General features: G+C 48.1%; 13 protein-coding genes. 5 read left to right on the forward strand and 8 right to left on the reverse strand.

What is annotated here, in order from left to right; translation table 11 throughout:
• Window positions 1-3 precede the first annotated feature (3 nt).
• The gene (locus A1OO_RS18850; protein WP_016961427.1) at window positions 4-624 is read right to left on the reverse strand and encodes a hypothetical protein; all 621 of its coding nucleotides are present in this window, start codon (window positions 622-624) and stop codon (window positions 4-6) included.
• Window positions 625-835: 211 nt separating this feature from the next.
• Window positions 836-1,585: a flagellar brake domain-containing protein gene (locus A1OO_RS18855; protein ID WP_017004082.1), complete on the reverse strand. Its 750-nt coding sequence runs from the start codon at window positions 1,583-1,585 to the stop codon at window positions 836-838.
• A 353-nt stretch (window positions 1,586-1,938) separates the two neighbouring features.
• Here A1OO_RS18855 and A1OO_RS18860 point away from each other — a divergent pair, with 353 nt between their 5' ends.
• Window positions 1,939-2,490: a hypothetical protein gene (locus A1OO_RS18860; RefSeq protein ID WP_241819184.1), complete on the forward strand. Its 552-nt coding sequence runs from the start codon at window positions 1,939-1,941 to the stop codon at window positions 2,488-2,490.
• Window positions 2,491-2,547: 57 nt separating this feature from the next.
• On the forward strand, window positions 2,548-4,008 hold the full coding sequence (locus tag A1OO_RS18865; protein ID WP_016961423.1) for an HD-GYP domain-containing protein: 1,461 nt from the start codon (window positions 2,548-2,550) through the stop codon (window positions 4,006-4,008).
• Window positions 4,009-4,089: 81 nt separating this feature from the next.
• On the opposite strand, the gene helD is transcribed toward A1OO_RS18865, so the two are convergent.
• Window positions 4,090-6,213: a DNA helicase IV gene (helD, locus tag A1OO_RS18870; RefSeq protein ID WP_016961422.1), complete on the reverse strand. Its 2,124-nt coding sequence runs from the start codon at window positions 6,211-6,213 to the stop codon at window positions 4,090-4,092.
• Window positions 6,214-6,428: 215 nt separating this feature from the next.
• Here helD and yccS point away from each other — a divergent pair, with 215 nt between their 5' ends.
• The 3 genes from yccS (at window position 6,429) to A1OO_RS18885 (ending at window position 9,699) form a co-directional block, all read left to right on the forward strand.
• On the forward strand, window positions 6,429-8,603 hold the full coding sequence (gene yccS, locus A1OO_RS18875) for a YccS family putative transporter (RefSeq protein WP_026023953.1): 2,175 nt from the start codon (window positions 6,429-6,431) through the stop codon (window positions 8,601-8,603).
• Between the two features lie 21 nt (window positions 8,604-8,624).
• On the forward strand, window positions 8,625-8,894 hold the full coding sequence (locus A1OO_RS18880) for a hypothetical protein (protein ID WP_241819185.1): 270 nt from the start codon (window positions 8,625-8,627) through the stop codon (window positions 8,892-8,894).
• Between the two features lie 304 nt (window positions 8,895-9,198).
• The gene (locus A1OO_RS18885; RefSeq protein WP_017004085.1) at window positions 9,199-9,699 is read left to right on the forward strand and encodes a CPBP family intramembrane glutamic endopeptidase; all 501 of its coding nucleotides are present in this window, start codon (window positions 9,199-9,201) and stop codon (window positions 9,697-9,699) included.
• A 63-nt stretch (window positions 9,700-9,762) separates the two neighbouring features.
• On the opposite strand, the gene A1OO_RS23665 is transcribed toward A1OO_RS18885, so the two are convergent.
• The 5 genes from A1OO_RS23665 to A1OO_RS18905 form a co-directional block, all read right to left on the reverse strand.
• Complete coding sequence (locus tag A1OO_RS23665) at window positions 9,763-9,915, reverse strand: hypothetical protein (protein ID WP_017004086.1); 153 nt, start codon at window positions 9,913-9,915, stop codon at window positions 9,763-9,765.
• Window positions 9,908-10,546: a hypothetical protein gene (locus tag A1OO_RS18890; RefSeq protein WP_017004087.1), complete on the reverse strand. Its 639-nt coding sequence runs from the start codon at window positions 10,544-10,546 to the stop codon at window positions 9,908-9,910. The genes A1OO_RS23665 and A1OO_RS18890 overlap by 8 nt, the downstream gene beginning before the upstream one ends.
• 339 nt (window positions 10,547-10,885) lie before the next feature.
• The gene (locus A1OO_RS18895; RefSeq protein ID WP_017004089.1) at window positions 10,886-11,362 is read right to left on the reverse strand and encodes a Dps family protein; all 477 of its coding nucleotides are present in this window, start codon (window positions 11,360-11,362) and stop codon (window positions 10,886-10,888) included.
• A 145-nt stretch (window positions 11,363-11,507) separates the two neighbouring features.
• On the reverse strand, window positions 11,508-12,248 hold the full coding sequence (locus A1OO_RS18900; RefSeq protein ID WP_017004090.1) for a glycerophosphoryl diester phosphodiesterase: 741 nt from the start codon (window positions 12,246-12,248) through the stop codon (window positions 11,508-11,510).
• A gap of 174 nt (window positions 12,249-12,422) precedes the next feature.
• Window positions 12,423-24,017, reverse strand: a complete 11,595-nt coding sequence (locus tag A1OO_RS18905) for a retention module-containing protein (RefSeq protein WP_017004091.1) — start codon at window positions 24,015-24,017, stop codon at window positions 12,423-12,425.
• Between the last annotated feature and the right edge of the window lie 255 nt (window positions 24,018-24,272).

The following is a 24,272-nucleotide window of genomic DNA, read 5'->3' on the forward strand; positions in this document are numbered from 1 at the left end:
TGTCTAGTAGTAGTCGTCTGACAATTCGCGGCAAAGCGATTGAGAAAGCATAATGTGAACCTGGATGCGCTCTGCTGCTGTGGAGACATTGTCTGCAACCACATTGAGCCCCTCTTCAAACTTCTTGCCTGACTGCGATGCCTCAACACGCGACATGGCGGACAGAACAGACGCGGTTTTGATTTCACGAGCAAGGCTTTCAAGTAGCTCTGACAACTGAGCGACTTCTCGGTGAAAATGACGAAGCACTTTTGCGTGTTCCGCTTTCATCTGTTCGATAGGATCGATAATGCTTTGAACAAATTCTGACTCTCGGCTTATTGTCGCCGCCTGCATAAATCGGTCGATGGTTCGCTCGCTGCGTACAGCAACTGTTGCCAAACGACTAATGGTGACCGCTTTTAGGTTGATGACATCTGATGTTTTAACCGTTGTGTCAGCAAGCTGATCAATGAAATCTGTAATAGCACGAAAACCAGCTGCACCTTGACCTGCACGTAAAGCAAGTGCGCGGGCATTGCTAGCCGTCAACGATATATCGTTAGCAATCTCACGTGCTTTATACAATTCAGCAGCCACAACAGCAGCGGTCACAAAGTGGTTATCAACATTTAAGTCAGTCATGGATATATCTGATTTATTAGGGTCTTTGCTAAGTTTAGACAAGATCTAGCGTGTAATCAGAAATGAGACATCTTTTATTAAATATTTGATTCAAAGCATGTATCTCCTATTTTAATCGCCAACTTGTTTGCGAATTCCATAAAAAAAGCACCGTGAGTGTTCGGTGCTTTCTGCTGTCTTTTAATCACCTTCTATGGTGAGTTTTTAGCGGTTAGCTTGCACCTGGACCAGCATCTTTTTTAGGATTTTTGAACACGTATTTGGTGCCGTCGTAAATCAAGGTCGAAAGGAGTCGTCGGCAATTTGCCTTACCGGGTTCATCAAATATCATCCCGTATGTTTGTTTACCGCGTTTGGTTCGACCATTTTTCACGCCACCACTCAATGCGTAGGTATCGCCATTCGCCTTGTTAACAACCTCGAGAACAATCTTTTGGCCAACATCAAATTCGGGAGATATGGCGTCATAACTAAAGCCACAACCCCCAGACGATACGTCTGTCAATATCACGCCCAACTTACGATTCGACAGTTGAATGTCACCGGGTAACCGCAGCTCATAACGAACTTCATTTCTGAGTAGAACCAATTTTGCCTGCTGAGGTACAGGAAAAACGAGCACTTGAATAGGTCGTAAAACGACATGCGCGATGCGCGTTCTAAAACGTATTAACGCACCTTCCCCCTGCTCAGAGATCCCCTCAATGTCTACATTGAATCCTTCCATGAAGAATTCTTCATAATCTTTTTTGGTGAGTCTCGGCATGGTGAAAAAGATATGCTGCTGATCATCAAAACCAATAAAATTTGATTTAAAATTAAGGTGTTGTCCCAATGGGGTTACAATTTCAAGCGATGCTTCAGTGCCATGCTGAATGAAGTCCATGGCTTGAAGTCCCATGATCACGCGTTCTCTCGGTCGTGCCGGCGGCTTTTTCGCTGGTGCTGAGTTTGTATTCATTAATATCCCTCGCCGGAAATACACTTAGATGATGTTCAATGCTCGCGTTCTTCACGCGTAAATGATCATTTTCGCCAAAATGTCGGAAAAACTTACACACCAATTACTCTTGGTATTCAACAAAAACACTTTCTCTCATAGTTAGGTATAGGCAAGAGTTCAGTTAAATTCAATGTGGACAGTGCCAATTTTCAACAAATAAAGTTCATCTTTCACCTTGTAATTTAAAGGTTTTACTCATCTTTAACACAAAGACGAAGAACTACTAATGCGCCTTTTATTGGCTTTTGTGACTCAGAACATAAGAGAAACATCTGATTCATTTTTATAGTTTTATAAAGTTTATGAAGCAGATGTCTACACTTACACTATTCAGCGATATGAAATATACGTGGTGCGTATTGGCTATAAACGTAACAAAACGTCTCTATCTTTCATGGCTAATGGCGGTTAGTTTTGCGATCTGGCCGCTATTTATTGTGCCTACGATAAGCGCACAGCAATTGCATTATCCTGCGCCTCAAAATATGAAAGACGTGCTAGAAACCTTGGGATTTGAAGATCCTTGGACGGACATGAATGATGGAGAAAAACTCATCATTCACAACGGAGAAATCTGGCTGCGAGATGGTGATTACTTTGCCGTATTGGATGTCAGTGATACTAACGAAAATACAATGCGCTTATCACTAATGAATAATCTCACCGTATGCGCAAAGCTTGGTGTTGCGGTGACAGGCCAATCATCCTCAGACGTTTTCAGCACCTTTGGCACACTAACAAAAGATGCCCTTGTGAAACCCGAGCAACAAATGCTGGCTGGCAATGCACCGTTTCATTTTCATGTATTAGTGACAGAGTTATTGGCGGGAAGAACAACGATGCAGTGCGGTGTTAAACGCTAATAAAGACAGATTGGGCACTCACCTGCACCATTGAAAACAGAGAGAGAGAAAGCGGACATGACTGAAACTTCATTTGAGCAGCCCCCAAAAAGAGCTGCTATTCACTACATTGTCGCGGTCATTGTTTTTACTTTATATGGTGCAAAAGTTTGCCCATTCATCGATTCGTTACCGACGGCGGTTTTGCTTATTCAATCCGCCACCGTGTTTATTCTGCTCTTTTTTGTCCGTTTGATGCTTCGTGCGGTATATCACGCAGAGGTGAGCTTGCTGACCAACGTGGCCATTTTCACGCTCGCTGGTGTTGGCTTCGCGACATGGTATGGCACGCTTTATGGTTTTCCTTTAGACAGTAATCTCAAAGTGGCGCTGGGTATGACTTTACTGGGAATCGTGATCAGCCTAGATTTAGCCATTGATAATGCACGCTACAAGTCTGCCACCTCAACCAACGAAAACAATGCGCCACAAAAGTTCACCCCATTAGCTGGCCAAATTGGTTTGGGCGCCATGTTTTTGGTCGTGATGGTAACGGTGCTGCTTGGGCTGGTTGTCACTAAAGATTTACTTTGGCTGGTTGAGCATACTGAACACAAACCTGCTATTGCCGACATTGATAGCATTCTTAAAGAGTTTGTCTTTGTTGCACTCGTGGTTTTGGGTTATATCGCCGTCATTTCAAAAAACGCGACGCGTTTGATTCATCAGCAATTGGAACGTCAAACCCACGTCATGGTGCTCGCAGCTGACGGGCAATTAGAGCAAAGGCTGCCTTCAAACCACGCAGGAGAATTAGGCGTTATTGCGTATTACACAAACAAAATGCTGATTGATCTACACACCAGTTACGACGAGATAAACCGCACTCGAGATGCCACCATTATTGGACTTTCTACTTTGGCAGAAGTGCGAGACAACGAAACTGGTGCCCATATTCTGCGTACGCAAAACTATGTTCGCGCACTGGCTTACACATTGCGTAGACAAAGCAAATATGCGGCCTACCTCAGTGACGACACGATTGATCTGCTCTACAAATCAGCACCTCTTCATGATGTAGGAAAGGTGGGCATTCCGGACGCCATTTTGCTCAAGCCGGGCAAACTGACTGACGAAGAATTTGTCATCATGAAGACACATGCTCAGTTAGGTGCGGATGCGTTGTCGATGACAGAGAAAAGCGTTGAAGGCATTGCCTTCTTACGTTTTGCTCAAGAAATTGCCGCAACGCATCATGAGAAATGGGATGGTTCTGGTTACCCACTCGGGTTGGCGGGGGAAAAAATTCCGCTGTCAGGCCGCTTAATGGCACTGGCTGATGTGTACGATGCCTTGATCTCAAAACGGGTTTATAAACCCGCGTTTAGTCATGAAAAGGCCAAGGAGATCATCTTGCAGGGCAAAGGAAGCCATTTTGACCCTGCTGTGGTTGACGCATTTCTAGCATGTGAACATCAGTTTGTTGAGATAGCCGCACAGTTTGCCGATGAAGGCATGCAAACCGCCCACGCCAGCTAATCTTAGGACCATTTGGTTTTGGCTTATTAAACTTTGCCTTATTAAGCTCTGGCTTATCAGCCCTGTCTTGTTCCGCCTTGTCTATTCCGACATGGCTGACTGTTCGATAGCAGGCGGCGCTTGTTCGAACTCAAGCGCTTTTTTGGGTAACTTTGACATCACGGGATAATCTCCCTGCCAAAGCTCCTTAACGAATACAGATGGCTTTTCTGGATGGCAGAAAATCCAACACGCTTGCCGCGCTCGGGTCAGCGCCACATAGAAAAGCCGACGCTCTTCGGCATGCTCCATTTCCCCGTCAACAGACAGCATCGCCACTTCTAGCCCTTCGCTTTGGCCTTTTGCTGGGAATACGCCCTCGTTAACATCGAGTAAAAACGTAAAATCTGCTTCTAATCCTTTGCTCGCATGTGCCGTAACAAACACAATATTGAGCGATGGCCAACGCGCTTGCCATGATGAAAATCCCTCTGGTTTACTGGCATGATTGCGCCCTATCATCATGAGTGTTGCGTCACGCTCCCCCTTTGATGCTGCAAGCTTCGTCAGTGTGTCTTCTAGCGTTTCTGATGACACAAGGTGCACGGCCTTTTTCTTCTGCGTTTTCACACTATTCAGCGGTTTAGCCAACTGTCTTGGATTGACCTGAATAAACGGGTTTGCCACCGCACCTATTTGGGAATGGAAACGGTAAGTCACGTCCAAATAGCGAATAACGCCAGCGGGGAATCGTGCGAGAAAATCCGTGGTCAAACTGACATCGGAGCCCGCAAAACGGTATATCGCCTGCCAATCATCACCCACCGCGAACAACGAAGGCGCACGTTCTCGCTTACCGCCACACAGTGCTTCAAGCATTTCCATGCGTGACGGGGAAATATCTTGGTATTCGTCCACCATTATGTGGTCATATTGCGCCGAAAACGTCGCGCTTTTTCGTAAAAGTAACTTGGTGGCTTCTTTAATCAATCCGTTAAAATCGACTTCATTCGCTTGAGACAAATGAGTTTGATAACTGCGCATCAAAGGCCATACCAACGCGAATTCACTTTCAGCGCGCGCATCACCGTTCACTTGCGAGCGCATCGCCGCCTGCGATTTATTTTGTTGGATCAGCAGATCAACCTGACGCCACAACCATTTGTGTAAACGCGGTTCATGAGCCTGTTCAGCCAATTTTCTCTCTGCGTTCAAGCCAGGTAATTTCCACTGAGAAAGGTGCTTCAGCCAGCGTTTTTCGACCGCAGGTTGAGTGAGATGCTCAGCGAGCCATAGCGTCATCCAACTGAGTTTCGCTTCTTCATCGGTCGCGAGTGCAGACAGCACAGGTGCGTTACCTGTGAGCGCCTTGATGACTTTTGTTGCAAAGCTATGGAACGTAGACACTTCAACATTTCGCAGCCCCGCACTGGCTAGCCGTTGCGCCATTTCTTCGCTGGCTTTCTTGCCAAATGCCAACATCACGATGCGTTCTGGTGTGGTTTGCTCGCTGGCTACCAAGTATTGGGTGCGCGCCATCAACACGCTGGTTTTGCCTGAGCCTGCACCAGCCAAAAGAAGATTATGGTTGTCATCCATCAACACGGCTTGACGCTGAGAAGGGTTAAGCGGCGAAGATTCAATGCCATCAAACCACTGAGACCAACGTTCTAGTTCGGTTTCCCGCCATTGGGTGTTTTTGGCTTCACGCATCGCGCTGCCATTTTGCAGCCAACCGAAGAACCCTTGATACAGCGCAGGATTGGCAATAGAAGCCACTTGGGGGTGTACACCAAATTCCGCCACGGCTATTCCCGCTTTGCTGACCCATTGTTGTAAATCGGCGTCACGCAGGTAGCCTTTATGCCCTTCAAGTTCATCGCGCAGCGCCACCAACTCGTGTTCAACCAGCATGAATGTGTTCTTCTGCTTTGCCAGCCAATCTTGATAGCTTGCTGTCAATTGTTCGACCAAGGAAGAAAGTTCAAACCATGGAAGACCATAAACAGAGATTGACCGTGCAGGTTGATCGGCAGGGGAAACAATAAACGTCAGCTTACCCCACAACAAACCGCGAGATAGGCGACATTGCCCGTCCCAAATGGCGAAGGGGACAGTTTCTGTCAAATGTTTGGATTCAAACACAAGGTGGTGTTCTTCAAGTGCGATGCTGTAGTGATCGCCTTGCACACACCATTGAGCCAACTTACTGGCTGATAATTTCATCAAAGGCTTCTGTTACGTAAATTTCAGTGTGTAGGATAGCAACTTCTGACACGCATCTCACGACCTTCAGTCATGCGTCGTTGAAGAACATAGGTGAATGAAAAATCAACAAAAGGATCTTATGAAAGGGAAAAAACCCTCGTTTTTGATCTCACCCCTTGGATGAAGGTTTCAATCTGCTATCTTACTTCCATTCTTCATCTAGTTTCGTTCTCATGATATCTAAACGCACTTCGCTTACATTCCGTGAATACTGGGCAAACAGCCGAATTAATTACAGCGTCCGCGTGTTTATCGCCTTGGTCGGTGTTGCTCTTCCCTGTTGGTGGTATGGTGCATCTGAAGCGATTACCCCCTTGGTGTTGGGTATCATTGCTTCTGCACTGGCCGAAACGGATGACAATTTCTCGGGTCGACTCTCCGCCCTTCTCACCACCCTATTCTGTTTTGCTATCACGACCTTCTCTGTCGAAATCCTTTTTGAATATCCCCTTTTGTTTGCGTTGGGAATGGTCGTTTCCACCTTCAGTTTTATCATGTTGGGCGCCATTGGCCCTCGCTATACCAGCATTGCTTTTGCTTCTGTGCTGACCGCGATTTACACCATGCTAGGGGCGCAAGAATCCCCCTCTCTTTGGTTCCAGCCGATGCTGCTCATCGCGGGCGCGGCTTGGTATGGTTTGATTTCTCTCGTCTGGCTTTTGCTCTGGCCGCTGCAACCGGTTCAGCAAAGCATTGCTTTGGTATTCAACACCCTTTCTCACTATCTCGATCAAAAATCAGAGATGTTTCACCCCAGTCGCAGCTTGAATCCGCAACCTTTGCGACTGCGTGATGCGAACGAAAATATCAAAGTGGTGAATGCGCTTAACGGTGCCAAAACCGCCTTAATGAACCGCATTCGTCGCGGTCGGGTCAACGACAACACACGACAACTGCTGAAAATTTACTTTCTTGCCCAAGACATTCATGAGCGCGCGAACTCGTCCCACTATCGCTATCAAGATCTAGCCGAAGTGTTCTTCCATAGCGATGTCATGTTCCGCTTGCAGCACCTATTGCACTTGCAAGCTAAAGCCTGCTTAGAGGTTTCACACTGCCTCACCTTGTCTCGCCCTTATCGTCACGGCGAGCAAAGCGTCAAAGCATTGGATGAATTGCAAGAGTCGCTCATTTATATCAAAGCAGAAAATAACCCTGAGTGGAACCCGTTACTTAGTCAGTTAGACTTTCTATTCAGCAACTTAGCCACGGTAGAGCGCCAGCTTTCCAACATCAGTAATCCTGATGCCATGCTCAATGACGAAGACAAAGAAATCCCAGATTCAAACGCACACAGCTTCCGTGAAAAGTGCGCCCGTGTTTGGGCACAGCTAACGCCTAAATCATTGCTGTTTCGCCATGCGGTGCGTTTGAGCCTGGCGCTGGGTGTCGGCTATGGCATTATTCAGGCGTTTGATTTAACGCGCGGCTACTGGATATTGCTCACCATCTTGTTTGTGTGTCAGGTCAACTACTCTGCCACCCGAAGTAAGCTCACTGAGCGTGTATCCGGCACCTTAATTGGCTTACTGGTTGGTCTCCCCCTACTCACATTGTTCCCTGATTTAACAGGGCAACTGGTACTGATGGTGTTATTTGGCGTGTTGTTCTTCGCCTTCCGCACCACCCACTATGCCGCAGCGACCGCGTTTATTACCTTGTTGGTGCTCATGTGTTTCAACCAACTCGGTGAAGGCTATGCGGTGATGCTACCTCGCCTTGGGGATACGCTAATTGGCTGTTTATTGTCAGTCGCGGCAGTGCGTTTTGTTTTACCTGATTGGCAAGCACACCGTTTACGCGGGATCATGAAAGATTCTGTCACGGCAAACCGAGATTATTTGGGGCAAATCATTGGCCAATACCGCATTGGTAAACGCGATACCATGGCCTATCGCGTGGCTCGACGCGAATCCCATAATCAAGATGCACAGCTAACCACCGCCATCAGTAACATGTTGGCAGAGCCAGGACGCTACCGCACCGCCATTGATGAAAGCTTCCGTTTTCTGTGTTTGAACCATGCCATGCTGAGTTATATCTCAACCCTTGGCGCACACCGCATGCAAATGGATGATGACAGCATTCATGAACTGGTATCCAAAGCGCACCGTGGCATACACGAAGAGCTGGATTGTCTGATCACAAAACTGGCGGGGGATGCGGTTGAAACGACACCTTGCTTAGATGACGCGCTTGGCAAGCATTTAGAACGATGGCGTGAAGAAGAAAGTACATCAGCACGTATGGTGTTGCAGCAACTCCATTTGATTCATCGTATCTTGCCAGAAATGCACATGCTGACAGACGAGCTTGCAAAGAAAGCGCTCAAGAGTTCAAAGTCGTAAGGGAACATGATGAAAGGCCTAATGCTGTTCATATTACTTTTTGCGTTCAACGCGCACGCTGGTAACAACCACAATGTGGAATCCCTCCCCCGCATTGTCTGGCTAGACCAACAAGGCGAGGTCGTTCCAGACAACGTGATTGATGCCATTACTGACAGCTGCGGCATTGACCAAGCCGCCCACCGTATCGCCAATCTCAACGGCGGCGATATTGAATCAGCGATTGATGAGTACAAAGCCGCCGTCGCCTGCTTCGAAGAACACGCATTCATCAAACAACGCGCGGAATAACGCTCCGCGTTTTTTCAAAAGCGTTTTTTGTTCTATCTGCATTGGCGAAGATACATCCAATCAGTTTCAATCCGAGATCCTTCAATAGATTGTCTGATGGCAATCCGTGATGTTGGTAGAAACATCCAAACTTGGCGTATTCCCTCGTTCGCACTGACAACACATTTAGTTATACTCGATTAAAAACAGATCCTTAAAGAAACCTCCAGTGATTATTGGTTGTGTGGAAAACCCCAAAGCGGAGGGTTTCAGCACCCCACATTGGGATCTAATTGGCTGTTAGGCAACCTTCGGTAGAATTTTAATGATGTATCACTTAACAACCAACTTAATTTATCGTTCATTTGAAATGAAGCCTGTTAAGTTTTTACTTGCCATGTATACGTTTGCGGCATTATGGGCTGTATGTTTTGGTTTAATAATTGACACTTTCATAGTTACAGATAAATTTATTATTCCTAATGGCGGCTTCATGAGTTTATTATTGTCAATCCTAATAATCGCTCCGATTATTGAAACTGTTATATTTCAATTTCTAATGCAAGGTATTTTCAGACGGGGCACTAAAAATATAATCACCTCAGTTTTACTAACTGCATTTCTATTTTCAGCCTCACATTCACTTGTGGGAATAGATACTGTATTTATCGTTGCAGGTCTTGGTATTGTGCTTAGTCTTGTTTATGAATACTTCCGCTCAAGAATCAATGATTTAGCAGCAATATTTTCTGTTATTTTTTTTCACTTATTTTGGAATGGTGTAATTGGTTTCATTATTTGGTTAGATTATAGTCACATTGTCTAACCAAAACTTCCATCGGAACAAAAACAGTTGGCTACGTTTCGCTTTGCTCCACAATTTTCAGGGTTAAATAAATTCATATGTGCTGATTGTGTTGTTGGCGACACCGTTAAAAAAGCCAAACGCATAGCCTGATACTTCGCATTCATTGACCGTTGCAGCCCGTGACGGCAGTGATGCTAAAACAATGAGCATCACCGCAATGAGGTGTTTATTCACAATACTCCTCCTTGTCGTCAAGGAGTACATAGGTGTTTCCATCTAACAGCCTGTTGTAGGCCAGAAATGCCATGGTGCGTGCTTTGGTGTTGTAGGTGAGTGCGACGAGCGTCTTTGACGTATTGGTCATGTCACGCACAGGCATGCCTAGAAAGCCCTCGCAAGCAATGACTTTGACGTAGTTCTTACTGATTTCAAACGCGAGATCTTCATTCTCTGGCGTATCTTCGGTGAAATCATAGTGAAGGTTATCTTGAACATGACGTGCATTTTGTTTGAGGGCATTTCTCACCGGCTCTTCCACTTCCAGCATGTTTAAAAAGGCTTCAATGTCGTCACGAATACCGTCTTGATTGTCATCAGTGCCTGTCAACGAATCGGTTCTGTCGAGGGTATGGTCAAAATGTTGGTAGATAAGCCCAAGTTGATCGTCTACCGACGGTTGCGCTCTTAGTTCCATGGAAAACGATGACGTTGATTCTTCTTCCTGATTTTCAGTATCAGTGTCGGGCTCTGATGACGGCTGCGCATCATTGGAAGGGGGCGTCGAACGGGTATTTGGGTTTGACGTTGAATGATTGCAGCCCATCAAAGATAAAATGATGGCAATGGTGAAGAGCGTTTTGGACATCCGTATCCCCTCTGCATTAATCAATGCGATTAATAGAAATGAATTGCTTATCAGTCTGTTACGAGTGATGTGATAGAGAGGATAGTAATGGGCGATGGCGGGTTGTTTTGTCTTATTGGTGGGAAGGCTGGGGCTGAGACATATGAGGGACACACCCTGAGAAAACCATAATCTTGTCAGTTTTACAGGTGTGTTTCCCATTTAAATGCTTGATGATTTCAAAACCGCTGTCGCCTGCTTCGAAGAACACGCATTCATCAAACAACGCCAGAAACACAAAGGCTGCCCCATCGGCGGCCTTCTACTTACGGTACATTGCTTACTTTTAATCTTTGCGGCTTAACCGTTCTCACGCATGGCGCGGAGCATCCACGCGGTTTTCTCGTGCTCGCGCATGCGGTCTGATACCAGTGATGCGGAGGATTCATCATCGGCTTGCTGTGCCAGTTTGAGCACTTCACGGGCGGTGCGAACCACCTGCTCGTGACCTTTGGTGAGTATGTCCACCATGTCATCAGCCGATGGGACCCCTTCCACTTCTTCAATCGCGCTCAGTTCAGCAAAGGCTTTATACGTGCCCGGTGCGGCGACGCCTAGAGTGCGAATTCGCTCCGCGATTTCATCGACTGCCAGCGCCAGCGCGTTGTAGTGCTCTTCAAACATCACGTGGAGTTCGCGAAATTGTTTACCCGTAACATTCCAGTGAAAATTGTGCGTTTGTAGGTACAGGGTGTATGAATCCGCTAATAGGCGTTTTAGGCCTTCTGCAACCACAATTCTGTCTTGTTCTTGAATACCGATATTAATGCTTGTCATAACCCCTTCCCCATTCTCTTTTGGCATTTTGTTTGGCCGTTGGCCTTAATGTCTATGGGGGTAGTTTATGACGAGATAAGTGATAGGTATAATCGTTGAAATTTATAGATTCAATCTGTCATACCTATCACTTTTGGGTGGGGATTTATGCGTTTCGGTAGCGAGATGGGAAAGTATGCCCGACATCGGTAAACACGCCATCAACACCCCAGTTAAACAACTGATTGGCGCGAGCAAGATGATTCACCGTGTACACATTCACAGCGTAACCGTGCTCTTTGATTTCAAGTACCATCTCTTTGGTCAGCCCTTTGTCTTCCACGTTAACCGCGTTTGCTTGGCAAGCCTGCAACACCGCCAGCCAATCAGCTTCCAACGTTTCTGTGCTGAATAGACAAGCGATAGAAATATCAGGACAGCGGCGTTTAAACTCTGCTAACGCCAATACATTGAAGCTGGATATCAGGAGATCGCGATCTTTGTCCAGCTTCTTTAACTCTTCAATGACGCCATCAATCAAACTTTCTGTCTGCGCCCAACCGCCCGTGCATGACTTGATTTCGACATTGATGTTTAGCTTAAGCTTGTTGGCCAGTTCAATAAACTCGGCGAACGTTGGGATTCGCTCGCCGATAAAGGCATCACCAAACCAACTTCCCGCATCAATATCGTCGAGATCGTCCACGGTCAAGTCATACAAACTGCCGGGTCTGTCGGTGCAGCGATCTAATGTTTCATCATGACTGAGGACAACCGTGCCGTCAGCCAATACATCCACGTCGCACTCTACCCAGTTGAGGCCATATTCTGGCGTTAATGAGAAAGCTGCAAGTGTGTTTTCTGGCGCAAGTGAGGACATTCCTCGATGGGCAAAGAGTGTTTTCATGGCTCTACTTTTTAAAGGCTATTTCAAGCAACTATGCGCAAAATGACGCAAGGTGCCTGTTTCAACAGGAATATAAACAGATATATACCACACATAAAAAAGCACTGCATGATGCAGTGCCTTTCTTTGGTGGTAATTCGCGTGTCAAAACTGACGCATTCTAAACAATTAGCCTTAGTCTAGTTTCAGCGCTTGCTGTTGGATCAATTGATTCAGAATATCCGTGCCTGTTGCGCTCACATCTAAGCCAAGTTCACTCCAGCCTACGTCGTGCAGAACAATGTCTTGCACTTCCATGCCGCCCGCGGTTCGTGACACGTGAAGGGTCAAGCCATCGTCTGTCATTTCAGGGCGAATGTAATCCAGCAATTCGCCAATGGAAGAACCACTGCCAATGGCATCCGGCAGAATCGCAGAGACATCTAGCTGATCGGCTACCGTGACCGTGTCACCCAGCTCAAAGTCTGCCACCGTATCTGTATTACTTGACGTAGCGCTGACGCTATCGGCTGTCCACGCATAGACATCATCGCCCTCGCCGCCCACGAGAATATCGTCACCTAAGCCCGCTTCGATGATATCGTCACCATCACCGGCTATAACACGCGCACCGGCATCGTCTGCTTCGAGGTTATCATCCGCTTCTGTGCCAAATTGCGTTGAGTTTGGATCAAACACCACCAGCTGACCCGTCATCAACATGGACTCAAGAATTTCATCTTGTGTCAGACCGGATGCATCCATCCCCAGCAACTCATTCAGCGTGTGGCCTTCAATGAGGATGTTTTGGATCGGCGCGCTGGCATCATCAAACACTTGAATGCGCGTATCACCGCCCACCGTTTGGATATCAAGTCGATTCGCCAATTCGGTAAAGGTAAACACGCCTGTGGTATCAAATGCGTCGGAAAGATCGATCACATCAATCCCGTTTTCAAAGTCTTTGATCACATCATTGGCAACGTTTGCAGCCGTACCGAAATCACCGGATTTCCACGCAAAGGTATCGGCGGCACTGTCTCCCGTGCCATCGATATCACCACCCCACATTTGGTCGTCACCCGCGCCGCCTGTGAGAATGTCTTCGCCTAAACCACCCGCGAGAATGTCCTCGCCCGCACCGCCGTGAACTTGCGTTGCTTGGTTGCCATCGACTACCAAGTTATCACCGGTGTTATCTGTATCATTGAGAACAGGCGTTGCTGCTGTGTCTACCACTTCGATATTAATGGTGAGTGAGGCTTCTTTTGGATCGCCATCACCGACATCAGACAGCGCAGTGACGGTCACATCACCCACTGGCTGCGCACTAAATCGAAGATTGAGATCCTCAAGCGTGACCGATGCTAAATCCGTTTGGCTGAGTGTCCAATTCCCATTCCCATCATTCGTGCCAACCGGGTTACCTGCGCTATCAATTAACTCTCCAGACGTACCGAGTCCGCTAAAAGTTAAGGAGAATTCGTTATCAATCGGGTCAACCAACGTCGCCATCAGCCCCAATAACGGAACAATCGCGCCAACTGCTGCGCGCATAGATGCAAGCTGAGTGGCATAAGTAAGCGCTGGCATGTCTGATTTAGGCGCAACAACAATGGAGACAGTATCGCGATCGAATTTCTGACCGCCAGCACCAAAGTTTCCGCGATCACGCGTGGTCATGGTTAAGGTGTCATCACCCGAGGTATTGTCACCTGCAAATTCATAGTTAACGCCACCAGCAAGTAAGGTATTAATGGCGTCGATGTCACCGGTCAGCGTTAACGTATTTGACCCTGCTCCTGAGACAGTGATTCCCGTGGTATCACCAACAAGGTTAAGCGTACTGCCCGCGCCCACTGCCAATTGCACATTCACCACGCTGCTGCCGTCTCTTGCATCCACATCTTGGACTTGCAGGTCGGTAATTGTGAGCACAGTGTCCTCTTCTGCGGCGTAGCTATCCGCTAGGATGTTCACGGGCTCATCATTCACTGCTGATAGGTTGACGGTAATTTGTTTATTCACCACATCAGTAGACACCGCACCGTTATCCACGGTCTGAATGGCAAGATCCAACACCAATTGGCCGTTAACATCTTGCGGCGGAATAAAGGTCAGATCCTCAAGACGCGTACTGTCGATGGTCACGACAATATCACCGCCGTCCGAGGTTTCCGGTGTGACGATGCCGACCACACCATCAGGCAGAACAATTTTGCCGCCACTAGGGACACCTGAAATCGTAATAAGTAAGGTTTCAGGTGGGTTTTCAGTGACATCAACACCTGATGGCTGCCCTGTATCGCTAACACTATCGCGGTTATCTTTCGCCGTGATTTCCATTTCAAGATGAACGGCGGTGTCTTCCGTGCCGGATGCCGATGCGTTCACATTGGCGTTCGCCCCATCACCCACAGGATCGACCGTGAGTGAAACGACTTGGCTGTATCCAACAGGTTCGCTCAAGTTGTCTTCTTGGGTAAACACGGTAACCGTAAAGTTAACCGTGCCACTGAAGTTGCCCGCTGGCTCCACCGTGATTTGCGACAGCGATGTGTTGTCTGTTATCGCGCTGGCAGGAATGATCCACTGCCCTTCTGATGCATTGACCGCAGGGGCAGACAAGGTAAACCCGTCTGGCACATTTTCCACGATAATAGACGCAAGGGATTCGGAGCCATCAATATCACTAAAGCTAAAGCCAAGATCGGCCAGTGAAGCGCCGCTGGTCGTATCTTCATCCACAGTGATCTCAGCGACGTCGGTGTCGCCTAATTCCGTGCCATTTTGGGTAAAGGTGACTTCGTCATTTACAGCCGTCACTTCAACGTTCATGGTGGTGTTCACCGTGCGGCTGTCAGTACCGGTTGTTGCTGTGTCTGTAATCGTGATGGTCGCAGAGACTTCAACTTCACCACTGAAATCGGGTGAAGGCTTAAATTTGATGTCATTAAGCTGGCTTGCATCAACAACCAAGGTGCTTGATTCACTGCCATCGGCCAATACAAACATGCCCATACCCGCAGGCACTGTCAGTGTCGCCGCGGTGATTTTCTCTTCACCATTGGCCTGATCATTGTCGGCCAACGAAGCACTCAGACTGAGGATAATAATGCCATCTTCAAGTGCCTGACCGGAAACAACCTGTTCCGTTTCACCCGCTTCGAGTGGTTGCTGCTCCGCGTTCAAACCTTGCGTTTCTTTGATGCCCAGTGAGAACGAGAAATCTAGCGTATTGTCACCCGGTTGCGCGGCACCGTCTGGCTCGGGTAGGTCAACCAATGGCTTGACGTCAATATCAACGGTCATTGCTGTCGTTGTGGTATGACCGCTAACGCTGTCGATATTGACCACGCTAATCGGCACAGACATTTCACCCGCAAAATCTTCTGGCGGCGTAATAGTCAGTGCGGATAAATCCAATCCACTTGGGTAAGGGTTACCCGATTCTTGTCGACCTGGCGGAGTGAACACATAGATATTGTCTTCGACATGGTAGTCGGCCCCTCCAACAACCGACCCTGCCGGCAAGTCTTCGCCTTTGATCACGATGGTGATTTGGTCGTTAAGCTCGTCACCTGTACCCGCACTTGGCCAGTTGATTGCTGTACCCACGTCTGCTAGTGAAATCGGGTTGTCTTCATCTCCCGTCAACACTACTGTGGTGTCCGTTGGCGTCACGGTTTGCGCCAATTCAGTGTCAGTCGATGAGTTTTGGTAGTTCAGTGTAATGACGCTAGTTACCACTTCAGGAAGGCTTTCATCTCCTTCGCCGCCGTCACCACGGTCAATGACCATGGCACTCAGTGTAAATGTGGTTTGCTGAAGCGCGCTGTTAGGTGGCGCAACGATGGTAAAGTCATTTGGATCGTCAAGAATCCAGCCCATATCACCATTAAACTGCGCGTTTTCTACATAGAAGCCTTCCGGTAAATCACTGATGTAAACTTTGATGATTTCTTCAGAGCTTGATGTGTCTGGATGTGTGAACACCACGGCATTCAGGAATGCGGCACTGCCCGAGGTGTCGGTAGACACTTCAGTGACAGGCTGGTTTGTGCTATCTAGCAAGGCCAAGGTGCCATCTACCGTTTCAACCACCGCCTGAATATCAATATTGACCGTGCCGGTAATCTCTTTCTCGGCAGATGTCTGCCCTTCAAAGTCGTCTTGTCGAATCGTCACTGACGTCGTCAACGTGAGGTCTTCGTCGCTATGAGGCGCACGCTTCACTTGTAGTTGATAGCCATCAGCAATCTGCGCTTCCGTCAAGGTCACTTCACCGCCAACAGGTGTTAACGCGATAACATCGCTGCCTTTGACCAATTGCACACTGTCTGTATCAGCGAACCCAGAAATGGTCGCACCAACAACAAACTCTTTCACGCCTTGCGCATCAGAATCAGGCACACCTGCAACGGTAAGATCAGGCTGCCAATCTATGTTCACCCATGCATCTTCGTTGCCTGTTGTCGTTGATGTTTCGTAAGTATCTGCCGCATCAATCACTGGCGGGCCGACAATCACTTCAATCGTGGTGCTGATCGCTTTGTCATCGCCATCGTTTTCTGTCGCGACCAATTTGGTCTCAATGCGCAGATCTTCGGTGGTATTGGGCGGAAGCTTGAGATAGACATCACCCGATGCAAAGGCATCAAGCGCGACGGAATAGGTAGGAATTGACATACCGCTACCGTCTGTTTCCCAGCCAGCAAATGCCAGTTCAACATCGGTTAATGAACCATCCGCATTTTTGACCACAAACGATACGCCATCAGGCAGATTCGAGACGATCATGGTGAGTGATTCTGAGCTATCCGATGGCGAAAGTGCCTTCTCACCAGACGACACATTGAAATCAACTGCCACCAAACCATCGCCGTTAATACCGTCTTCTGGGACTGTCGTTGTCACAACACCAGTAGCAGCGTCGTATTGCCACTCGCCCGGATTAGTTCCTGGGTTTTCAATCGAAAATTCCGGCGTATCAGCAACACCAGCAATCAGTACATTCAGGGGTTGAGCCGGCAAAATGCGTTCGTCATCCGGCGAGTTCGTGGCAGAGTCAACAACAATGCCTTCGACCATCAATGTGATGTTTTCATTGCTGTGAACTGGTGGAATAAGTTCTAGGTTCGCTAAGTCGGCAATCGCGATACGGTCAGTGTCGGTAATGGGTGTAATCGTACCGCCATCATTAAGTTGCAGTGTCGCGCCCGCTGGTATGTCATAAATGCGCACGAACATGGCTTCTGACCCATCGGCATCACTGCCAAGCGTGGTCAACGAAATCGCGCTAGCGAGTGAAATTGCCTCCCCTTCCGCGACATTGGTATCTGGGTTACCCGCATCTTCATTCCCTACGACGGTGCGCACCACCATTCTTGCCTCGTCAGCAACAGGTTCGACGCGCAAGATAATAGACGACGTTGTTTCGGCCGTTTCTGTGCTCGTTGGTGCTGATTCGGTGGATATTGCTTTAATGCCGAGTGCGATGTCTCCGCTGAATTCACTGTTGGGAATAAAGCGAACTTGGCTCAATCGCGATGGGTCATCCAGCTTCCAAACGCCGTTATCTTCATAGATAGCACCACCTTGGAATCGTCCTTCGCTTGGCGACAGCGTGAATTCCAGCGCAAGTGTTTCTGAGCCATCAGTATCCTGCAGACCCGCTGACAGAAGATCTGACAGTACGAACTGTGCAGGGTCATTAATCGACGTGCCGAATGGGTTGAAGTCTTCTTTGAGCTCGAATACTCCATCCGCTGCATCGCCAATCAATGTGATGGTTGGCGCATCGGCAACGCCGGAAACCGTCACTTCCATCGGCGAGGAGGTGAAAATAGGCTCATGACCGTTTAGTTCTAACTCAACATCAAACTGAATCAGGTCGGTGTCGTCATAGGAGGAGTAGTCAGGGTCAGGAATAAATGTTACGCCTGACAAATCAAAGATAATCGGCGCAACGGTGCCGGAAGCTTGAAACATGCTGCCCAAGAACACGATATTCCCATCGCCGTCTGGCAAGATTTCAGCGCCATTAAAGTAGAATTTTCCGCCAATGTCGCCAGCTGGGTCCTTGCTCATGAGGGTAACTTCACCGTCAAGCACCAAGGTTCCTGCGTCTTCGTAGGCTTCGCCTAAGTCATTGTCACCAATATTCAGCTGAACATTGATGGCAACGCCAGCGGAAGCATCAATGCCAGAAGCCTCTGTATTCGTATCATTCTGCCCCTGATCTTCGGTACCTGTTATCACGCCACTCGTTGCTGGCGCAATAGTGATCGTCGGCACTTGATCGTTTAGCGTCAGCGCAATCGCACCTTCGGCTGTGTCACCATCGTTATCGGTCACTTCATATTGAATCGATTGATTTAACACAGCCGATGGGTTGTCTAAGTTAGCGACAAAGGTGAAGGCAATTTGACCCACAGGTTCATTGCGCGGATCAATACGCATGGTGGCCAGTTCAAGCGCCGGATCTGTGTCGGAATACAGCGTGATGCTCGATGGTCTAGTGGTCGATACGTCAATCCACTCAACACCATTGTGAATGCGGGTTATCAAGGCCCCATCAGCGCCTTGCAAGCTTTCAATATCGGAGGGCACTGATGGATCAGTGGCTTCAAATACATCAATATTGACCATGGTGTCATCGGTTGGTGAATCGTTTACCGCTAATGGAATCGCACCTTGTGCGGTCGGAATATCGTCTTGCACTTCAATCGGTACGCGGATTTGCCCTGATTCATCACCATCGGCATCTACCGTGTGTGCAATAAGGTTAAAGGTGAGAGCGTTCTTGCCATCGCCAGTGTCGTGATCTAACCCCGATAACAGTTCAAACCCAAACGTGCCATCTTGCGCTAAGGTCACTTTGAACACATCACGATTGTCGCCTGTACCGTCATCAGCGACACCAAAATAGGTTTTAGGGTAAGCATCCGTGGCAGGTCGTTGCTCTAGACTCACAAGAAAACCATCCGCCAAAACAGGTCTGCCATCGGAATAAGTTAGGTAGTCTGTTTCAAAGAAATAGTTCGTAAAATCATCGCCAAGCGCTTTGTCTACATCGAGAGTATTCGGCTCGCCACTGTCATTAGTGGTATCAATATTCAGCGTGCCGCTCGACTGCGACCCCTCACTCTTACCGGTTGTCGCATCAATACTGCTTTCTTGAACAGACACCGTATCGATAGATGTTACGCCTCCGTTTGTTGAGTCATCATCTGCCACGGTAAAGGTAACAAGACGCGCCAACTCACTGCTCGCATCATTTGGATCAACCAATTTATCGCCATCCGTATCCTCGACTTGGATCGGTAGCTTAATGCTAATGCTATCGCCGTCGGCGCTAACATAGTTTTCATTGATTTGATCGCCCGCTTCTTTCGGATGGATCAGCGCTTGATATTGGGTAAATGCGGCATCCACCTCTACACCTAAACCATCAGCAGCTTGTGTCGATGTCAGCACGAACTGCAACGCGGGCTCCCCATTGATGGATGCCAAAATGGTCAATACCGGATTGCCAGCACCATCCGTGCTTGGTGTCATTGTCACGTCATCAACAAACTCGCCAAGATTATTGGAGAGTAATTTGAGCTCACTGATCAACGTGGCATTGTTGTTACCATCATCAATCGAAATCGTATCTGGTACTAAACGATCTGAAATCGCTGCCAGGCTAATCGTGCCAGATTGTGTATTTTCAGTTGCCGAGGCGTCATATTGATTTGGCGTGCTGGTTTCTTCCAACGCAATCACATCTACTGGTGCACCTGAGGCATCTAAGCGCTCTCCACCTGAGGCTGGCGTGCCATCAATAATATTGAACGTGATAGACGACGAATTACTTTCGTCACCATCAGCATCTGTCACGGTGTACGGCAAGGTAAAGGTGGATTTTTCATCGTCAGCGTCGCCATCACTGGCTTGATGCTGGTCGATAGGTTGATATTGCGTGACAGAGAAAGTCGGCTCACCCGTCGTTCCCGATGGTTCAAAGGTGATTTCGAGTACTTTTTCTGGCGTGCCGTTGTTGTCGGCATAGACCGTAATCACTCCGTCTACTGACGTATCAACCGTGGTTGGCATCCCATGACTGGTGAGACCTGAAAACGCGGTCTCTGCAGCTGTAGTGTCGAAGGCAATACTGCTAACTTCGTCGCTCCCTACATCAATGCCGGTAGATGATGAGGCGCTCTTGGCATCACTCGGATCCGTTTGTGGTTCAACCAAATCAATGCTTGATGCGCTAATCACCGGCGCAGCACCATCAGTGCTTTGCAGTGTCAGTTGCGCTGGGCTGTGCATCAAGTCACCGCCCGTGTCAGTCACTTGCAGCGGCATGTTGACCGTGATTTTATCGCCATCGATATTGACATAGGTACCTGAACCAGAGAGGTGATCAAGCGGTGCATTTTGCGTGAGCGTTGCGGAGATATTGACGTCTTTGCCATCTTGAGTCGCGGTGACAACCAGTTCAAGGACCACCACACCGTTTACTGTGCCTGTCCACGTTAATGTCGCCACGCCATTGCCATCAACGGTGGTTTGGCTGGTGAAAGTAACGGCGTCGCCATTGGACGTTATCTGCGCAAGCTCGCTTTCAATCGCGGCAAGATCGTCAGGCGCGATTTGTAGCGAATCTGGAAGCAAGCGTTCAGTGCCCGCTTCTATCACAAAGCTTTCCGTGTCTGGCGCGCTATACGTGGCGTTGTCCAAATCCCCTTCAACCACAGTTAATGATGCGTTTTGCCCGCCTTGCGCATCAATATCAATTGATAACGAAATTTGACCGGACGCTTTATCACCATCAAAGTCCGTGACTTCATATTGAATTGTCTCGGTCGTGACGTCTTGCGGGTCAGTAAGGTTAGGGTTTAGCGTAAACGTGATTTCGCCCACGGGCTCATTGCGTGGGTCAATAAACATGGTGCCAAGCTCAAGACTTGGATCAGCTTCAGAATACAAAGTAAGGGTTGTTGGGCGTGTGGTTGACACCTCTTCCCATTCTTTACCATTGTGAATGCGCGTGATGAACGCGCTGTCAGCACCTTGTAAGCTTTCAATGCCTGGAGGGACCGAAGAAGAATTAGTGATTTCAAACACATCAACGGTTGTTGTATTTCCGCCTACGGATGCATCGTCTAAAGACGCTGAGATATCACCTTGTGTTGTGGGAACATCATCTAGCACCGTGATTGGCACGGTGATGCGACTCGATTGATCACCATCCGCATCAACGGTATAGGCGCTGAGGTTAAAGCTCAGCGAGTTATTGCCATCACCTGGCTCATGATCTAATCCTGATAGAAGCTCAAAACTAAAGGTGCCATCTTCTTGCAAGGTGACTTTGAATGCATCACGGTTGTCGCCCGACCCATCATCCGCGATACCGAAGTAGGTTTTCGGGTACGCATCTGTTGCAGGGCGTTGCTCCAAGAAAATAGGGTAGCCGCTGGCGAGAACAGGTTGCCCATCAGGGTAGACAACGTAGTCGCTGACAAAAAAGAAGTGACCAATATCGTCCCCCGTATCGCTATCGGCATCTAACGTATTCGGGTCACCGGCATCGTTGGTGTTATCAATATTTAGCGTACCGCTGGATTTGGAGCCCTGACTGACACCAGTTCCATCATCAATGCTGCTTTCTTCCACAGAAATAGGATCGGTGGTTGTCAAACCAAGCGTTGTGGCGTCATCCGCCACCGAAAACGTCACTATTCTCGGTGACTCTGTATTGGCGTCGTTGGGATCAACCAGTTTATCGCCATCGGTATCTTCAAGTTGAATGGGCAGCTTGATGTTAATTTTATCGCCATCGGCACTGACATAGTTACCGGAGATTTGATCGGCAGGGTCGATTGGATGAATGAGCGCCTGATGTTGGGTAAACGACGTATTCACATTAACACCCAAGCCATCCGGCGCTTGAGCAGGAGTCAGCACTATTTCCAGAGCGGGATCGCCGTTGATAGAAGCTAGAATGGTTATCGAGCCATCCGCAGCGGTTGTCAGCAAAACCGAATCTATGTTCTGACCAAGATTATTCGTCAGTAGTTTAAGCTCTGCTTCCAGCGTGGAGAAATCATCGATAGATAGCGTGTCATGCACTAATCGATCGGATGTCGCTGCAAAATTAATCGTGCCCGTTGTCGTATTCTTTGGTGCAGACGCGTCATATTGGTTTGGTGTTTCTAATTCATTAACAGAAAAGAAATCTGTTGGGGCACCTTGTGCATCAAGTCGCTCACCACCCGGCGCGGGTGTACCGTCGATGATAGTAAAGGTGACAGAAGATTGATTGCTGACATCACCGTCTGCGTCGGTCACTGTGAACGGTAAAGTAAAACTGGATTTTTCATCATCGCCATCGCCATCGCTGGCCTGATGCTGATCGATCGGCTGATATTGTGTCACCGTGTATTGCGCTGGCTCTCCTAGCGTACTGGACGGCTTCAGGGTGATTTCCAACACTTTTTCAGGCGTGCCATTGTTGTCAGCATAGAGGGTAATCACACCATCAACCGACGTATCGACAGTTGTTGGCATACCATGGCTGGTGATGCCAACGAACGCTGCTTCCGCTGCGGCCGCATCAAAGTCAGCACTGACGATTTGATCACTGCCCAAATCAATATCAACAGAGGTTGTTACTTCTTTGGTTTCACTCGGATCGGTCTGCGGTTCTACTAGTTCAAGGCTTGCATCGCCCACTACCGGTGCTTGACCATCATTGCTAACCAAGGAAATAGTGGCGGGGCTTTGCATCAAATCACCACCGGTATCCGCGACTTGCAACGGCAAATCAATCGCAATGCTATCACCATTGATAGTCACGTAGTTGCCCGTGCTGTCTAAGTGATCTAATGGACCAGATTGCGTCAAAGATGCAGAAACAGAGAGTCCGTTTCCATCTTGGGTGGCCGTTAAAGTTAAGGTAACGACAACCTCGCCATTCACCGTTCCCACCAGCGTAAATGTGCCAACGCCATCACTATCCACACTCGTTTGACGAGTAAACAGTACGGGTTCGCCATTTGATGTCACACCAGCTAACTCAGCTTCGAACGCAGCTAAATCGCTCGGCGCGATCTGAAGCGAGCCGGGTAACAAACGATCGGTGCCACCTTCAATGACAAACGACTGAGTTTGAGGGACACCATAAGGATTGACGTCTAGGTCGCCTTCGGTAACTTCGAGCGTAATACTCTGTCCACCAGCAGCATCAATATCAACGGCAGGCGACCGAGAAGACCCGAAGAGATCACCACCAAGAAAGTCCACGTCATCATTATTAGCACCTAACGGGCCAGCGGTATCGAACCCCGCTTCAGTTAACGACGATGCATACAGGTAATCAATGACGACAAAGCCTGCGTTCGACGATCCAAGATTTTCACCCGCAGCGGCTTCTTCAAATAATTCGGTGGGGTCAATGCCTTCTAAGATCAGTCGCTGCAAATCAGCCACATCAAGGTTTAAACCTTGGTTTATATCCAGACCGTCCGCATCAAAGCGAACCCCGATACCTGTGGTAGCAAGTTGGGCATTACCTTCGGAGATAGGAATAAGGCAGGAGGCACATCGACTGTCGACATAGAACTGCTGTTCACTTTGGCTGACGACAACCGCACTGTTATCATTGGTCAGTAACACTTGATTGGGCGCTATTTGCATACCGGGAACCGCGGATACGATACCCGATTCATTGGAAACTAAGAATGCTTGTCCTTTAACGCTGTCAATATTTAACTTCGTGTCAAACTCATGACCAATCATATTTTTACCCCAACCTTTTATCGCAATTTTGGCGCGAATCCGTGTCTCTAAAAGTGATGCATAAACCTGAGCATCCTCAACCTAGAAGCTACCCAGCTATACAGTGTAACCAGCCGCCATATCACGGTGTTACCCCTAAGCCAGCTAGTTTCATGGCTCGCTCAATATTGAGACAGCCTGAGACAGAATCTTTCATCTCTTACTCGTCAATGTTTAACTATTGACACAAATGGCACTATTAATATTAGGAAAATC

It is taken from the genome of Enterovibrio norvegicus FF-33, assembly GCF_000286835.2.
In the GTDB taxonomy this organism is placed as follows: domain Bacteria; phylum Pseudomonadota; class Gammaproteobacteria; order Enterobacterales; family Vibrionaceae; genus Enterovibrio; species Enterovibrio norvegicus_A.

Excerpts from the sequence above, each read along its gene's own strand:
- A1OO_RS18850 (WP_016961427.1), bottom strand. The coding sequence starts at position 624 with ATGACTGACTTAAATGTTGATAACCACTTTGTGACCGCTGCTGTTGTG.
- A1OO_RS18855 (WP_017004082.1), bottom strand. The coding sequence starts at position 1,585 with ATGAATACAAACTCAGCACCAGCGAAAAAGCCGCCGGCACGACCGAGA.
- A1OO_RS18860 (WP_241819184.1), top strand. The coding sequence starts at position 1,939 with ATGTCTACACTTACACTATTCAGCGATATGAAATATACGTGGTGCGTA.
- A1OO_RS18865 (WP_016961423.1), top strand. The coding sequence starts at position 2,548 with ATGACTGAAACTTCATTTGAGCAGCCCCCAAAAAGAGCTGCTATTCAC.
- helD (WP_016961422.1), bottom strand. The coding sequence starts at position 6,213 with ATGAAATTATCAGCCAGTAAGTTGGCTCAATGGTGTGTGCAAGGCGAT.
- yccS (WP_026023953.1), top strand. The coding sequence starts at position 6,429 with ATGATATCTAAACGCACTTCGCTTACATTCCGTGAATACTGGGCAAAC.
- A1OO_RS18880 (WP_241819185.1), top strand. The coding sequence starts at position 8,625 with ATGCTGTTCATATTACTTTTTGCGTTCAACGCGCACGCTGGTAACAAC.
- A1OO_RS18885 (WP_017004085.1), top strand. The coding sequence starts at position 9,199 with ATGATGTATCACTTAACAACCAACTTAATTTATCGTTCATTTGAAATG.
- A1OO_RS18890 (WP_017004087.1), bottom strand. The coding sequence starts at position 10,546 with ATGTCCAAAACGCTCTTCACCATTGCCATCATTTTATCTTTGATGGGC.
- A1OO_RS18895 (WP_017004089.1), bottom strand. The coding sequence starts at position 11,362 with ATGACAAGCATTAATATCGGTATTCAAGAACAAGACAGAATTGTGGTT.
- A1OO_RS18900 (WP_017004090.1), bottom strand. The coding sequence starts at position 12,248 with ATGAAAACACTCTTTGCCCATCGAGGAATGTCCTCACTTGCGCCAGAA.
- A1OO_RS18905 (WP_017004091.1), bottom strand. The coding sequence starts at position 24,017 with ATGATTGGTCATGAGTTTGACACGAAGTTAAATATTGACAGCGTTAAA.